General features: G+C 69.2%; 14 protein-coding genes. 11 read left to right on the forward strand and 3 right to left on the reverse strand.

The annotated features are described in order from the left end of the window. Nucleotides 1-8 precede the first annotated feature (8 nt). Nucleotides 9-1100 (reverse strand): HlyD family secretion protein, encoded by a 1092-nt coding sequence (locus AC1RN5_RS01405; RefSeq protein ID WP_493039498.1) that lies wholly within the window; start codon nt 1098-1100, stop codon nt 9-11. A gap of 145 nt (nt 1101-1245) precedes the next feature. Here AC1RN5_RS01405 and AC1RN5_RS01410 point away from each other — a divergent pair, with 145 nt between their 5' ends. From AC1RN5_RS01410 to AC1RN5_RS01430, 5 genes are all read left to right on the forward strand, one after another. Continuing rightward, nucleotides 1246-2193: a LysR family transcriptional regulator gene (locus AC1RN5_RS01410; protein WP_493039499.1), complete on the forward strand. Its 948-nt coding sequence runs from the start codon at nt 1246-1248 to the stop codon at nt 2191-2193. Between the two features lie 117 nt (nt 2194-2310). Further along, entirely contained in the window at nt 2311-2991 is a 681-nt protein-coding gene (locus tag AC1RN5_RS01415) for a sensor histidine kinase (protein WP_493039500.1), read from the forward strand. Between the two features lie 181 nt (nt 2992-3172). Next, nucleotides 3173-4351, forward strand: coding sequence for an aspartate aminotransferase family protein (locus tag AC1RN5_RS01420; protein WP_493041462.1), 1179 nt, complete (start codon nt 3173-3175; stop codon nt 4349-4351). 112 nt (nt 4352-4463) lie between these two features. Further along, nucleotides 4464-5399: an ornithine carbamoyltransferase gene (gene argF / locus AC1RN5_RS01425; protein ID WP_493039501.1), complete on the forward strand. Its 936-nt coding sequence runs from the start codon at nt 4464-4466 to the stop codon at nt 5397-5399. Between the two features lie 207 nt (nt 5400-5606). Continuing rightward, on the forward strand, nt 5607-6518 hold the full coding sequence (locus tag AC1RN5_RS01430) for an Hsp33 family molecular chaperone (protein ID WP_421932967.1): 912 nt from the start codon (nt 5607-5609) through the stop codon (nt 6516-6518). A gap of 134 nt (nt 6519-6652) precedes the next feature. On the opposite strand, the gene metZ is transcribed toward AC1RN5_RS01430, so the two are convergent. Further along, complete coding sequence (gene metZ, locus AC1RN5_RS01435) at nt 6653-7837, reverse strand: O-succinylhomoserine sulfhydrylase (protein ID WP_493039502.1); 1185 nt, start codon at nt 7835-7837, stop codon at nt 6653-6655. A 208-nt stretch (nt 7838-8045) separates the two neighbouring features. Here metZ and AC1RN5_RS01440 point away from each other — a divergent pair, with 208 nt between their 5' ends. The 3 genes from AC1RN5_RS01440 (at nt 8046) to AC1RN5_RS01450 (ending at nt 9752) form a co-directional block, all read left to right on the forward strand. Beyond that, complete coding sequence (locus AC1RN5_RS01440; RefSeq protein ID WP_421932965.1) at nt 8046-8267, forward strand: hypothetical protein; 222 nt, start codon at nt 8046-8048, stop codon at nt 8265-8267. A 5-nt stretch (nt 8268-8272) separates the two neighbouring features. After that, the gene (locus AC1RN5_RS01445) at nt 8273-8491 is read left to right on the forward strand and encodes a hypothetical protein (RefSeq protein WP_493039503.1); all 219 of its coding nucleotides are present in this window, start codon (nt 8273-8275) and stop codon (nt 8489-8491) included. A gap of 232 nt (nt 8492-8723) precedes the next feature. After that, nucleotides 8724-9752: a 2'-deoxycytidine 5'-triphosphate deaminase gene (locus AC1RN5_RS01450; protein WP_493039504.1), complete on the forward strand. Its 1029-nt coding sequence runs from the start codon at nt 8724-8726 to the stop codon at nt 9750-9752. 187 nt (nt 9753-9939) lie between these two features. Here AC1RN5_RS01450 and AC1RN5_RS01455 read toward each other — a convergent pair whose 3' ends face one another. Further along, nucleotides 9940-10539, reverse strand: coding sequence for an HD domain-containing protein (locus AC1RN5_RS01455; protein WP_493039505.1), 600 nt, complete (start codon nt 10537-10539; stop codon nt 9940-9942). Nucleotides 10540-10676: 137 nt separating this feature from the next. Here AC1RN5_RS01455 and AC1RN5_RS01460 point away from each other — a divergent pair, with 137 nt between their 5' ends. The 3 genes from AC1RN5_RS01460 to AC1RN5_RS01470 all read left to right on the forward strand — a co-directional run bounded on the left by AC1RN5_RS01460 (nt 10677) and on the right by AC1RN5_RS01470 (nt 13223). Then, nucleotides 10677-10883, forward strand: coding sequence for a hypothetical protein (locus tag AC1RN5_RS01460; protein WP_421932961.1), 207 nt, complete (start codon nt 10677-10679; stop codon nt 10881-10883). Between the two features lie 131 nt (nt 10884-11014). Then, nucleotides 11015-11716, forward strand: coding sequence for a hypothetical protein (locus AC1RN5_RS01465; protein WP_493039506.1), 702 nt, complete (start codon nt 11015-11017; stop codon nt 11714-11716). Beyond that, nucleotides 11703-13223, forward strand: coding sequence for a hypothetical protein (locus AC1RN5_RS01470; protein WP_493039507.1), 1521 nt, complete (start codon nt 11703-11705; stop codon nt 13221-13223). Before AC1RN5_RS01465 ends, AC1RN5_RS01470 begins: the two co-directional genes overlap by 14 nt. The last annotated feature ends 81 nt before the right edge of the window (nt 13224-13304 follow it).

A 13304-nucleotide genomic window follows, 5' to 3' on the forward strand; every position in this document is an offset into this window, starting at 1 on the left:
GCGAGGGCCTAGCTGGCCGCGCGGCCCGGGGCGCGGACGTCGACCTTCACGTGGGCCGAGAGGCCGGCGCGGCCGGCGGTCTCCGGCGGGGCGTGATCGAAGGCGATGCGCACGGGGAGGCGCTGGGTGACCTTCACCCAGTTGCCGGTGGCGTTCTGGGCGGGCAGGGCGGAGAAGACCGAGCCGGTGCCGGGGCTGAAGCTTGAGACGTGGCCCTTGAGCGGATGCTTGGGGTCGGCGTCGATCTTGATGGTCACCGGCTGGCCGACCTTCATGTCCTCCAGCTGGTCCTCCTTGAAGTTGGCCTCCACCCAGGGCTGGCCGGTGATCAGCCAGAAGACCGTCTGGGAGGGGTTCACATAGGCGCCGGGCTGCAGCTGCTCGACGCGGGTGACCACGCCGTCGGTGGCGGCGATCACCTGGCCGTAGGACTGGTTGAGGGTGGCGCGCTCGAGCTGGGCGCGGGCGGCCAGCACCGCCGGCTGACGGTCCGTCGAGAGGCCGGGGTCGCCGTTCAGGTTGGCCAGGGCCGCGGCCACCTGCTGGCGGGCCACGGCGATCTGCTGGCGGGCCTGCTGGGCGGCGTGGACGGCCTCGTCATAGGACTGGCGCGAGGCCACCCCGGCCTCGACCATGGCCTTCTGGCGGGCGGCCTCGCGGGTGGCGAAGTCGAGGGTCTCGTTGGCCGAGGCCAGGGCGGCCTGCTGTTGCTCATAGGCCGCGCGCAGGGCGCGGACCTGGAGCTGGGCCTGGGCCAGGTTGGCCTCCGCCTGGGCGGTGTTGGCCTGGAAGTCGCGCTGGTCGAGGCGGAACAGGGGCTGCCCTTTGCGCACCCGCTGGTTCTCCTTGACGTAGACCTCCACCACCCGGCCGCCGACGCTGGAGGAGACCGGCGCCTTGGCGATCTGGACATAGGCGTTGTCGGTGGACTGGTAGCGGCCGCCGGTGATGACGAAGAAGAGGGTGACCGCCAGGATCGCCAGGGGCCCGCCGATGATCAGCGGCCAGCGCCAGCGGCGCAGCCAGGTGTCGCGCGCGCCGGACTGGGCGGCCTGGACCTCGGCGTCTGCGATCGCGGTATAGCCTTCGGCGTCGCTCACGGGCGCGTCCTTCTGCAGGTTCTTTGGAGACGACAACGCGCCCAGGCTCCCCACAGACCCGGGTTCGTGTCTAACCGTGCAGATAGACGCGACGTCACGATGAGCAAAATGATATGTCGTCACGCAGCAAATGAACGAGCTGCATATGCCCTCTATCGATCTGAATCTGTTGCGGGTCTTCGACACCCTGCTCACCGAACGCAGCGTCACCCGGGCCGGGGCGCGGCTCGGCCTCAGCCAGTCGGCGGTGAGCCACGCGCTCAATCGGCTGCGCTACGCCCTGGGGGACGAGCTGTTCGTGCGCGGCACCCAGGGCATGACCCCCACCGCCCGGGCCGCCGAACTGGGGCCTCAGGTCCACGCCGCCCTGTCCCAATTGCAGGCCGCCATCGCGCCGCGCGACTTCGATCCCGCCACCACCGAGCGCCGGTTCACGGTGGTGGCCGGCTCCTACGCCTGCGCCGTCCTGATCCCGCGGCTGGTGGAGCGCCTGGCCGAGGAGGCGCCGCGGGCCGAGCTGGTGGTGGCCGACGCCGCCGTCGACGTGCTGGAGCAGCTGGACGCCCGCCGCACCGACTTCGTGGTGGGGGCGGTGCTGGCAGGGCCGCCGCGGCTGTCGATCGCCCCCCTGATGACCGACACTCTGGTCTGGGTGGTGCGCGCCCAGAACCCCCTGGCCGGCGCCCCCATCGGCCTGGAGGCGCTGCTCTCCCTGCAGCATGTGGTGATCTCCCGCCAGCCGGCCCTGGACGACATGCGCCGCGCCAATACCGGCCTGCTGATGCATGCGAGCTGGGAGGACATGGGCGCCTTCGACGCCGCCCTGGCCGACAGCGGCCTGTCGCGCCGGGTGGGGGTGGTGGTGCCCGACACCTATTCGGCCCTGGGGATCGTCGCCCGCTCGGACATGGCCGCCCTGATCCCCCGCCGCCTGGCCCTGCTCTCGGCCCAGCGGGGCTTCATCCAGCTGGCCGACCCGCCCTATCCCGCCGCCCCCATCGAGCTGTCGCTGCTGGCCCTGAAGGACCGGCTGGGGGACCCGGCCATCGCCTGGATGCACGATCTGCTGTGCGCGGTGGGCGCGGAGGTCTGAGGGCGGGGGACCGGCGATTCTCGGCACGCGCGAACTTGATCGTCGTCAATGCCCGCGGGTTGAATCGGCGTCTGGTGAAGCTGGGCGTGGGGCGCTCCCGAGAGCCGGATGGAAGCCATGCAGGTAGATCTGTCGCGATGTGAGGGCTGGATCGCCGGCGGCCCGCCGCCCGCCGGTCGGGGCGAGCAACCCGTCCCCGAGGTCGCCTCGACCTGCGACGACTGCAGCCTGCTGGTGGAGGCCGACCACCGGATCGCCAACCACCTGGCCATGCTGAGCGGCTATGTGCGCCTGAAGGCGGCAGGCGTGGACGGCGAGACCCGGCTGCTGCTGGAGACCATCGGCGCCCAGGTGGACGCGGTGGGCCGGCTGCATCGGGCCCTGGCCGCCCATGGCCAGCACGGCGACGTGGACCTCAGCGAACACCTGCGGACCATCTGCGCGCCCTTCGCCGCGGGCCTGTCGGGCGCGGCCAAGCTGATCCAGGACATTCCGGCGGCCTGTCCCGTGCGCCCCGAGCAGGTCCTGCCGGTCAGCCAGATCGTCTCGGAGGTGATCACCAACGCCTTCAAATACGCCCCGGCCGGGATCGTCCTGGTGCGCTGCCGCGGGGGCGAGGCGGGCGGGGTCGAGATCGAGGTGGTGGACGACGGCCCGGGCCTGCCGCCGGGCTTCGATCCGGGCGTCGACGGCGGCCTCGGCTTCCGCCTGATCCGGGCGTTGAGCCGGCAGGTGGGGGCGACCCTGGCCTTCGACTCCGCCGGCCAGGGCCTGAACGTGCGCCTGACCCTGCCCTGAGGCCGGCCCTGTCACCGATCGGTCGCGCGCAAGCAATATTGACAGATCGGGGTTCGGAGACGAAAACGTCGAGCCTTCCTGTCCCCGCCGCCACGCGCCGGGGACGCTTCTCTTTTGGGAGGTATCCCCAGTGACTGAAAAGACCGCGACGCAAGCCGCGCCCGTTCCCAGCGATCACATCATGGGCGTGTACAACCGCACCCCGCTGGCGTTCGAGCGAGGCGTGGGCGCGCGACTCTTCACCACCGACGGGGACGCCTATCTCGACTGCATGGCCGGCATCGCGGTCAACGCGCTCGGCCACGCCAATCCCAAGCTGGTGGCGGCGGTGAAGGACCAGGCCGAGAAGCTCTGGCACGTGTCCAACATCTTCACGATCCCGGGCCAGGAAAAGCTGGCCAAGGTGCTGACCGACGCCACCTTCGCCGACGAGGTGTTCTTCACCAACTCCGGCGCCGAGGCCATCGAGTGCGCCATCAAGACGGCGCGCAAGTACCACTGGGCCAAGGGCCACCCTGAGCGGATCGACATCATCGGCTTCGACGGCTCCTTCCATGGCCGGACCCTGGCGGCGGTCAACGCCTCGGGCAACGCGGCCTATCTTGAGGGCTTCGGTCCCCGCATGCCGGGCTTCATCCAGGCCAAGTTCGGCGACATGGAGGCCCTGAAGGCCCTCGTCGGCCCCACCACCGCGGCGATCATCGTCGAGCCGGTTCAGGGCGAGGGCGGCGCCCGCTCGCTCAGCGAACAGCAGCTCCAGGCCCTGCGCCGCCTGTGCGACGAGACCGGGACCCTGCTGATCTACGACGAGATCCAGTGCGGCCTGGGCCGCACCGGCAAGCTGTTCGCCTATGAGTGGGCCAGCGACGCCGCGCCGGACATCATGGCCATCGCCAAGGCGCTGGGCGGCGGCTTCCCGGTGGGCGCCTGCCTGGCCACCGCCGAGGCCGGCCAGGGCATGACCGTGGGCTCCCACGGCTCCACCTACGGCGGCAATCCGCTCGCCATGGCCGTGGGCCTGGCGGCCATGGAGGAGCTCAACAGCCCCGAGCTGCTGGCCCACGTCCGCGAGGTCGCCGGCTACTTCACCCAGCAGCTCTCGGGCCTGCAGGAGCGCTTCCCCGACGTGGTGGAGGACATCCGCGGCAAGGGCCTGCTGATCGGCATCAAGCTGAAGACGCCCAACCGCGAGTTCATGCAGCATGCCCGCGACCAGCATATGCTGATCGCCGGCGGCGGCGACAACTGCGTGCGTCTGCTGCCGCCGCTGAACCTGACCCTGGAAGAAGCCCAGGAAGCCATGGCCAAGCTCGAGGCCGCCTGCGAGGCGGCGCGAACCCAGGCGAAAGCCGCGGCCTAACTCCACACCGCTCATCCCGGCGAAGGCCGGGACTTTAGATTAGGACTCCACGCTCTCAGGCTGAACCTGGGCCCCGGCCTTCGCCGGGGTGAGCGGGAGTTGGGAGATTCCCATGACCCAAGTCAGACACTTCCTCGATCTCTGGCGGATTCCCCCCGCCGACCTGCGCGCCATCCTGGCCGACGCCAAGGCCCGCAAGGCCGCGCGCAAGGGCTGGACCCAGGGCCGCGTGGACGCCGACGCGCCTGGCGCCGAGCGGACCCTGGCCATGATCTTCGAGAAGAACTCCACCCGCACCCGCTTCTCCTTCGACGCGGCCATGCGCCAGCTCGGCGGCGACGTGATCATCTCCACGGCGGCCGACATGCAGCTCGGCCGCGGCGAGACCATCGAGGACACCGCCAAGGTGTTGTCGCGGATGGTGGACGCGGTGATGATCCGCGCCAACCGCCACGCCGACCTGGAGACCTTCGCCTCGGTCTCCACCGTGCCCCTGATCAACGGCCTGTCGGACAAGAGCCACCCCTGCCAGATCCTCGCCGACCTGCTGGCCTATGAGGAGCGCTGCGGCTCGGTGGAGGGCAAGACCCTGGCCTGGATCGGCGACGGCAACAACGTCTGCTCGACCTTCATCCATGCGGCCCCCGTCTTCGGCTTCAAGCTGCAGATCGCCAGCCCCGCCAAGTATCATCCCGACCGCGTCGACCTGGCCCGCGCCGCCGACCTGCAGGGGCGGATCACGGTGACGGAGAACCCGCTCGAGGCCGTCGCCGGCGCCGACTGCGTGATCACCGACACCTGGGTCTCCATGGGCGACACCGACCGCGACGACCGGCTGGCGGCGCTGGGCCCCTACCAGGTCACCGAGGCCCTGATGGCCAAGGCCAATCCCGGCGCCGTCTTCATGCACGACCTGCCCGCCCACCGCGGCGAGGAGGTCACCGGCGAGGTGCTGGACGGCGCGCGGTCGCTCGCCTGGGACGAGGCGGAGAACCGCATCCACGCCCAGAAGTCGATCCTGGCCTGGTGCTTCGGGAAGATTGGCTGATCCTCAGATGCTCCCCCTCTGGGGGAGCTGTCGGCGAAGCCGACTGAGGGGGACTTTGACTCCTTGGGCCCTGCCGGCCACCCCCTCCGTCACGCGCATATCTGCGCGCGCCACCTCCCCCAAAGTCGCGCTGCGCGCTGGGGGAGGATCTGGCCGCGACAAGCTGAAGCTCGCAACCTCGCCCCAGCCCCCCTATATGGCCCGCCCATGAGCATCGAAACCCTCACCGCCCCCGACGACCTCGTCGCCCCGTTCCAGATCGAGGGCGAGCCCGTGCGTGGGCGCCTGGCGCGGATGGGCGCCAGCGTCGACGAGATCCTGGCCGCCCACGCCTATCCCGAGCCGGTGGCCAATCTGCTGGGGGAGGCCTGCGCGCTCGCCGCCCTGGTGGGCTCCAACCTGAAGTTCGAGGGCCGGCTGATCGTCCAGGCCCAGGGCGACGGGCCGGTCCGCTACGTGGTGGTGGACTACGACACCGGCGGCGCCCTGCGCGGCTACTGCCGCTATGACGAGGACGCGGTGGCCAAGGCCGCCTCGGGCTTCGTGCGGCCGGGCGCCAAGACCCTGCTGGGGGAGGGGGTCTTCATCATGACCGTCGACCAGGGCGTCGACATGGACCGCTATCAGGGCATCACCACCATCGAGGGCGAGACGCTGGCCCTGTGCGCCGAGCAGTATTTCGCCCAGTCCGAGCAGACCCCGACCCGGGTGCGGCTGGCCGTGGGCCAGGCCGACTTCGGCGACGGCCCCACCTGGCGGGCCGGCGGCATGCTGATCCAGAACATCGCCGAGGACGAGAACCGCGGCCCCACCGCCGAGGCCTGGGTGCGCACCCAGGCCTTCTTCGAGACCATCGGCGAGGACGAGCTGATCGACCCCACCATCTCGGCCGAGACCCTGCTGTTCCGCCTGTTCCACGAGGATGGCGTGCGCGTGTTCGGGCCCAAGCCCCTGGTGGCCGCCTGCCGCTGCTCCCAGGCCCGCATCGAGAGCGTGCTCACCTCCTTCTCCGCCGCCGAGCGGGCGGAGATGGTGGAGGACGACGGCCACATCAGCGTGACCTGCGAGTACTGCTCCAAGACCTATTCGGTGGACCCGGCGAGCCTGGCCGAGGCTTAGTCAAAAGTGTCATCCCGGTTTCCGCGGCACGCGGAAGACCGGGACCCAGACGCGCGGGGCGTGCCTGTTGGATCGGTGCTTCTGGGTCCCGCACTTCCGCGCCTTCGGCGCTCCATGCGGGATGACACCTGGCTCTAAGCCGCGTCCAGCGCCCGCTCGACATCCCGCGTCAGGTCGCCGGCGCCCTCGATGCCCACGCTCATCCGCACCCAGCCCTCGGTGAGGCCGATCTCCAGGCGTTCGGCCTCGGGCATGGAGCGGTGGGTGGTGGTGCAGGGGTGGGTGGCCATGGACTTGGCGTCGCCCAGGTTGTTGGAGATGTCGATGATGGCGAGCGTGTCGAGGAACCGCCAGGCCGTCTCTCGGCTGCCCAGGTCGAAGGCCACCACATTGCCGCCGCCCGACATCTGATTGGCGATGATGGCGGCCTGCGGGTGGTCGGGCCGGCCGGGATAGATCACCTGCCTGCACTTGGAATGCGCGCCGATCACGTCGGCGATCCTGGCGGCGTTCTGGGTCTGGCGGGTGACCCGCAGCTCCAGGGTCTCGAGGCCCTTGATCAGCACCCAGGCGTTGAAGGGCGACAGGGCCGGCCCGGTGTGGCGCAGGATGTCCTTGTAGCTCTGGGTCATCAGCTCGGTCGCCCCGAGGATCGCCCCGCCCAGCACCCGGCCCTGGCCGTCGATATGCTTGGTGGCCGAATAGACGACGATGTCGGCGCCCAGCGCCAGGGGCTTCTGGTAGATCGGGGTGGCGAAGACATTGTCCACCACCAGCTTGGCGCCGGCGGCGTGGGCCACGTCGGCCACGGCCCCGATGGCGGTGATCTCCAGCAGCGGATTGGCCGGGGTCTCCACCAGGAAGGCCTTGGTGTTGGGACGCACGGCGTTCTTCCAGGCCTCGATGTCGGTGGCGTCGACATAGGTCACCTCCACCCCGAACCGTGGCATCCATTCCGAGAGGATCCAGCGGCAGGAGCCGAACAGGGCCCGGCCGGCCACGATGTGGTCGCCGGCCCGCACCAGGCCCTGCAGGGCCACATGGACGGCGGCCATGCCCGAGGCCGTCGCGCGGCACTGCTCGGCGCCCTCCAGCAGGGCCAGCCGGTCCTCGAACATCTGGGTCGTGGGGTTGCCGAAGCGCTGGTAGATGAAGCCCGGCTCCTCGCCGGAGAAGCGCTTGTCGGCCGCGCCGGCGCTCTCATAGGCGAAGCTCTGGGTGAGGTAGAGGGCCTCGGAGATCTCGCCATAGGGGGAGCGGGCCATGCCGCCGCGCACCAGCTTGGTCTCTTGCTGCCAGGTGTTCGGATCTTCGGCCATGGGGCGCTCCTTTAAGACGTGCGCAGAAGGCGCCTTCGCGCGGCGAACCGGAACCCAGTTTTCCTGCGAAGCCCTTCAGGGAGGGCGGCATGAACCTCAAGGCGCGCGCCCGGGTCAAGCTTGGCCGTTCGCCGTCCGGCTGAATCGGCTTCGCCTCTGCCCAAAAACACGGCAACCTCCGCCTTAACTATAGGGAGGACACCTACCAATGCCGCTCAACATGCTGTTTCGCCTTCTCGGACTGATCCTGGTCGTGCTTGGCCTCGTCAATGTGGCCCTGGGCTTCCTGCCCGCCGACCTGGCGGCCAAGATCCCGCATCAGCTCATGCTCGTGGAAGGGTTCGCCCAGTCGGTGAGCCTGCTCGGCCTCGGCGCCATGATCTATCTGCTGGCCGAAATCGCCGCCAAGCGTCCGGCCAAGAGCTACTAGGACCGATGCCGGTCAACTTCGCGATCCGGGTCTTCAGCCTGCTCCTGACCTTCTTCGGGGCGCTGAACCTGGTGATCCTGGCCCTCTCGGACCACCTGCAGAGCGTGGTTCCGGCGGTGCTGCGGCCGGCCGCGACCTTCGGTGAGGCGCTCGCCCTGTTCGGGGTGGGCGCCGCCGTCGCCATGCTGGGCGAGATCGCCGCCAAGGTCGGGAAGAAGCACTAGGCGGCAAGGGGTCGGGCGGAGAGCGCCCAGCCCCAAGGCCCGCTCACCCCGGCGAAGGCCGGGGCCCAGATCGTATGGTTGGGCCTGCCCGGAGAGGCCCGAGCGGGTCCTTCCGCGTCCTCGGCGCTTTATGATCTGGGTCCCGGCCTTCGCCGGGATGAGCGGAGTTGGGGGCCCTCCGGCCACCACGCCGCACTTGCCAACCCACCCCCGCGCGGCGAGTGTCCCAGCGATGACCGACGCGACGCGCGCGGGGATTCTCCCCTGCCAATCCATCGACGACCTGATCGCCCAGGGCGCCATCCTCTCGGCGACCGCCTTCGATTTCGACCAGGTGCAGCCCGCCAGCCTCGACCTGCGCCTGGCCGCCCGCTGCTGGCGGGTCCGCGCCAGCTTCCTGCCCCGCCTGGGCCGCACGGTGGCGAGCCGCATCGCCGACGTGGCCATGCACGAGCTGGACCTGTCCAAGGGCGCGGTGCTGGAGAAGGGCTGCGTCTATATCGCCGAGCTGCAGGAGCGCCTGCATCTCCCGCCGGGGATCTCGGCCCGGGCCAATCCCAAGAGCTCGACGGGCCGGGTGGACGTCTTCGTGCGCCTGCTGTCGGACAACCAGCCGGCCTTCGACGACGTCATCGAGGCCTATGACGGGCCGATGTATATCGAGATCGCGCCCCAGACCTTCTCTATCCTGGTGCGCACCGGCACCCGGCTGAACCAGCTTCGCCTCAAGCGCGGGGCGCCGCCCAAGCTCGCCACCCGCAGCGTCGGCGTCGACCTGTCGGACGGGGTGGCCGGCTTCCGCGCCCGCCGGCACGCGGGCGTCATCGACATGGATCACGTCGACGGCCACGACCCGCGCAACTTCTGGGAGCCCCTGACCCCCCAGCGCGGCGAACTGCTGCTGGATCCCGGGGAGTTCTACATCCTGGCCTCGAAGGAGGCGATCGAGATCCCGGTGCTGGAAGCCGCCGAGATGACCCCCATCGACCCCTCGGTGGGCGAGTTCCGCGTCCACTACGCCGGCTTCTTCGACCCCGGCTTCGGGACGGAGGAGGCCCAGGGCGTGGGCTCCAAGGGGGTGCTGGAGGTCCGCAGCCACGAGACCCCGTTCCTGCTGGAGGACGGTCAGACCGTCGCCCGCCTGGTCTATGAACCCCTCACCGCGCGGCCCTCGCGCCTCTACGGCGCCCTGGGCGGCCACTACCAGCGCCAGGGCCTGAAGCTGTCCAAGCACTTCCAGCTGTGGGCGGGGAGCCTCTAGAAGGCTAGCCGAGGCGCACCTATCCAATCCACGACCGTCATCCTCGGGCTCGTCCCGAGGATCCATGATCTCCGGCCGTCCGCAGAGGGCGCGAACGGCGCCGCCCGGGCCACCCTGCGCCACGGTGTTTATGGATCCTAGGGACAAGCCCGAGGATGACGATTGGGGGAGAGAAGGGCGGCCCCGCCTACTCCGCCTCGACCGCCTCGCGCTTGTAGATCGAGCGCTTGGGCGCGGCGAGGACCTTGCGCAGCATGGGCTCGAAGGCCTCCAGCGGCATGGACTCGTAGGTCGGATCGAAGCTGTTCTGGTCGTAAAGGTGGCAGAACTGGGCGGTGTATTCGAACCACTCATGGCCCCGGTACTGCTCGCGCATGTCGCGGTCCAGGCCCAGGTGGTGGAAGAAATAGTAGCCCTGGAAGATGCCGTGCTTGTCCATCATCCAGTAGTTCTGCTCGCTGACATAGGGCTTCATGATCATGGCCCCCATCTCGGCGTGGTTGGAGGGCGAGAGCAGGTCGCCGATGTCGTGCATCAGGGCGCAGACGACATATTCCTCGTCGCGGCCGGCCTTGAAGGCCCGGGTGGCGGTCTGCAGGCTGTGCTCCAGCCGGTCCACCGGATAGCCGCCGGTGTCCTCCTTGAGCATCCGCAGGTGGGCCAGCATCCGGTCGGGGAGTTCGCGGGTGAAGGGCCCGTTGCCGCGGACGATGGCCATCCAGTCCTCCTGGGTGCCCTCGGTCATGGCGTGGAACTTCGCCTGCTGCAGCATCTCGCCGTCGGCCATGGTCGTCTCCCGTCGATCTCTTGTGGACGCATCGTGCGGCGAGGCGCCGCGGAGGTCAATCGCGCCCACTTGTCGGCGTTAACCATGTATAAGCTCGACTCGTCGTTCCTGATCCCGAGGGATGCAGGATCACGGCCATGCCCGATGCGACCTACATAGCTTTCGTGCCCACCGCCAAGCGCGACCGATTGCGGCAGATCCTCCAGACCGAGGACACCGGCCCCCTGGCCTGGCGCGAGCAGAAGAGCCTGTTCGGCAGCGAGTTCTACTTCTCCGGCCCGCCCGGCCTGGCCCGCAAGGCCCAGGCCTATGTGGCGCAGTGGGTGATCAACGGCGTCGGCTAGCCCTTGAGCAAGCCCTAGAGACCCGCTGGCGCGGTCTCGAACCAGATTCCCTTGGGTTTGCGTAGGCTGTCGCTAAAAGGTTGGCGTCGGTTCGGGGAATTCGCCCGGCCGCGCAGTCCCTGGAGCCTCGGTTGTCACCTTCCCCCACCCTGGACATCTACATCGGCTACGACGCCGCCGAACGCGTCGCCTACCACACGCTCTGTCAGAGCATTATCGACCATGCATCCCGTCCGATCCGGATCGTACCGATCGCGCTTTCCACGCTCGGGCCGCTGCACAGCCGGCCGCGGGCGCCGGAGCAATCCACCGACTTCTCGTTCACCCGCTTCCTCACCCCCTACCTGTCGGGGTACGAGGGCTGGTCGCTGTTCATGGACTGCGACATGCTAGTGCGCGCGGACATCGCCGAGCTGTTCGCCCTCGCCGACGATCGTTTCGCGGCGATCGTCGCCAAGCACGAGTATACGCCCCGCGACCGCCAGAAATTTCTCGGAAACCAGCAGCTGCCCTATCCGAAGAAGAACTGGTCGAGCGTGATCCTCTTCAACAACGCGCGCTGTAGCGCCCTGACGCCCGAGTATGTGGACACCGCCAGCGGCTTGGACCTGCACCAGTTTCGATGGCTGAAAGGCGAGGAGGAGATCGGCGGGCTACCGCTCGAATGGAACTGGCTGGTGGGCGAATACGCGTCCAACCCGAGCGCCAAGATCGCGCATTTCACGCGCGGCGGTCCGTATTTCGCCGAGTACGCGGACTGCGACTATGCCGACGAGTGGCGCGCGGCCCTGGCGCGCACCATGGACGCCGCGAGGTCCGATGCAGGCGCCTGATCCGCGCAAGGTCGTCAATCAGCTGCGCCATCGGCTTCTGAAGAATCCACGCGACGTGGAGGCGCTCGTCGCCCTCGCCAGCCAACTTGCGGCCGACGGTCAGGACCGGGAGGCGGAGGCGTTGGCGCGCAAGGCTCACCGCGTCAGCCCGGGCGCGCCGCAGCCTCTGTGGATTCTGAGCCGGCTCCTCCAACTGCAGGGCCGCTACGACGACGCCCTGACCATCGCCGACGCCGCCTTGGCTTCGAATTCCAGTTTCGGTGTCGCGTGGCAGATGCGCGGAGACTCCCTGGCCAACGCTGGTCGCGAGCGGGAGGCGATCGAGGCCTACCGCGAGGCCCTGCGGGACGAAGCGCTGGCCTTCGACACGCTGGTGCGCCTCGGGAAGATGCACCGGGCGCTGGGTGAGAACGACGAGGCCCTGACCACCTTCGCGGAGGCCGCACGCCTGCAGCCGCAATCGGCCGTCCCCCAACACGAATGCGGCCTTCTCCGATTGGCGAACGGCGATTTCGCCGAGGGCTGGCGCGACTACGCCGCCCGCTGGCGCCTGGAGGATATCTCCCGCAACCGAGGCTTCGTTCCGCTCCAGATGATCCCTCTGTTGACGACGGTCCCGGCGAAGTCGGACCTGATCGGCAAGCGCGTGCTGCTGATCGGCGATCAGGGCATCGGCGATCAAGTCATGTTCGCCAGCATGCTTCCGGACCTGCAGGTCACGGCCAAGAACGTCGTGTGCCTCTGCGAACCGCGGCTCATGCGCCTGTTGCAGAACGCGTTCCCCACCGTGTCCTTCGTCCATCCGAGCGGCGCCCAGGTGGACAGTGAAGCCGTGGATGTCCTGCTGGCGATGAGCAGCCTCGGCTCGGCGTTCCGCAGGACGGCGGCCGACTTCCCGGGTCGCCCCTATGTGAAGGCGCAGGCGCAGGGTGTCGCGCGCTGGGCGACGAGACTCGGGGAGCGCCCGGCGGGTTTGCGGGTCGGCCTCTCCTGGCGCGGCGGCGTGCCTCAGACTGGTCGCGCGGACCGTTCGATGGACCTGACGGCCCTGCGCCCCCTGCTCGAAGCGCCGGGCTGTGAGTTCGTCAGCCTACAGTACGGCGATGTCGCCGCCGAGATCGAGCAGGCGAACGCTGGACTGGCGTGCCCGATTCGCCATTTTCCGGCGGAAGAGCTTTACGACTTCCAGGATTTCGCCGATCTGATCGCAAACTTGGATCTGGTGGTCTCGGTGCAGAATTCCACGGTCCATCTCGCCGGGGCCCTGGGCAAGGCCTGCCTCGCCTTACTCCCTCAGTATACGGAGTGGCGATATATGAGGCGCGGCGCCCAGATGCCTTGGTATGGGTCGGTCCATCTGATCCGGCAGGCCGAGAAGGGCGCATGGGCGCCGGCGATCGCCGGCGCCGCGGATATCCTGCAGACGTTCGCCCCCGGAGATGCTCGTCGCGACCTTGAGTCTCTCGCGCTGGGGAAAGGGTTTCTCGACGCGATGGGGCGGGCCTAGGGGGCTCCCGAGCCTGGCCCGCAAGCCCCGGGCCCCTGTGGCGCGGCGGGTGATCAACGGCTAGCCCTTGAGTGGGCCCTG

The organism is Phenylobacterium sp. GW821-FHT12F10, assembly GCF_058806695.1.

Coding starts and splice junctions, on each gene's coding strand:
- AC1RN5_RS01460 (WP_421932961.1), top strand. CDS start 10,677: ATGCCCGATGCGACCTACATAGCTTTCGTGCCCACCGCCAAGCGCGAC.
- AC1RN5_RS01455 (WP_493039505.1), bottom strand. CDS start 10,539: ATGGCCGACGGCGAGATGCTGCAGCAGGCGAAGTTCCACGCCATGACC.
- AC1RN5_RS01450 (WP_493039504.1), top strand. CDS start 8,724: ATGACCGACGCGACGCGCGCGGGGATTCTCCCCTGCCAATCCATCGAC.
- metZ (WP_493039502.1), bottom strand. CDS start 7,837: ATGGCCGAAGATCCGAACACCTGGCAGCAAGAGACCAAGCTGGTGCGC.
- AC1RN5_RS01415 (WP_493039500.1), top strand. CDS start 2,311: ATGCAGGTAGATCTGTCGCGATGTGAGGGCTGGATCGCCGGCGGCCCG.
- AC1RN5_RS01440 (WP_421932965.1), top strand. CDS start 8,046: ATGCCGCTCAACATGCTGTTTCGCCTTCTCGGACTGATCCTGGTCGTG.
- AC1RN5_RS01410 (WP_493039499.1), top strand. CDS start 1,246: ATGCCCTCTATCGATCTGAATCTGTTGCGGGTCTTCGACACCCTGCTC.
- AC1RN5_RS01470 (WP_493039507.1), top strand. CDS start 11,703: ATGCAGGCGCCTGATCCGCGCAAGGTCGTCAATCAGCTGCGCCATCGG.
- argF (WP_493039501.1), top strand. CDS start 4,464: ATGACCCAAGTCAGACACTTCCTCGATCTCTGGCGGATTCCCCCCGCC.
- AC1RN5_RS01430 (WP_421932967.1), top strand. CDS start 5,607: ATGAGCATCGAAACCCTCACCGCCCCCGACGACCTCGTCGCCCCGTTC.
- AC1RN5_RS01445 (WP_493039503.1), top strand. CDS start 8,273: ATGCCGGTCAACTTCGCGATCCGGGTCTTCAGCCTGCTCCTGACCTTC.
- AC1RN5_RS01420 (WP_493041462.1), top strand. CDS start 3,173: ATGGGCGTGTACAACCGCACCCCGCTGGCGTTCGAGCGAGGCGTGGGC.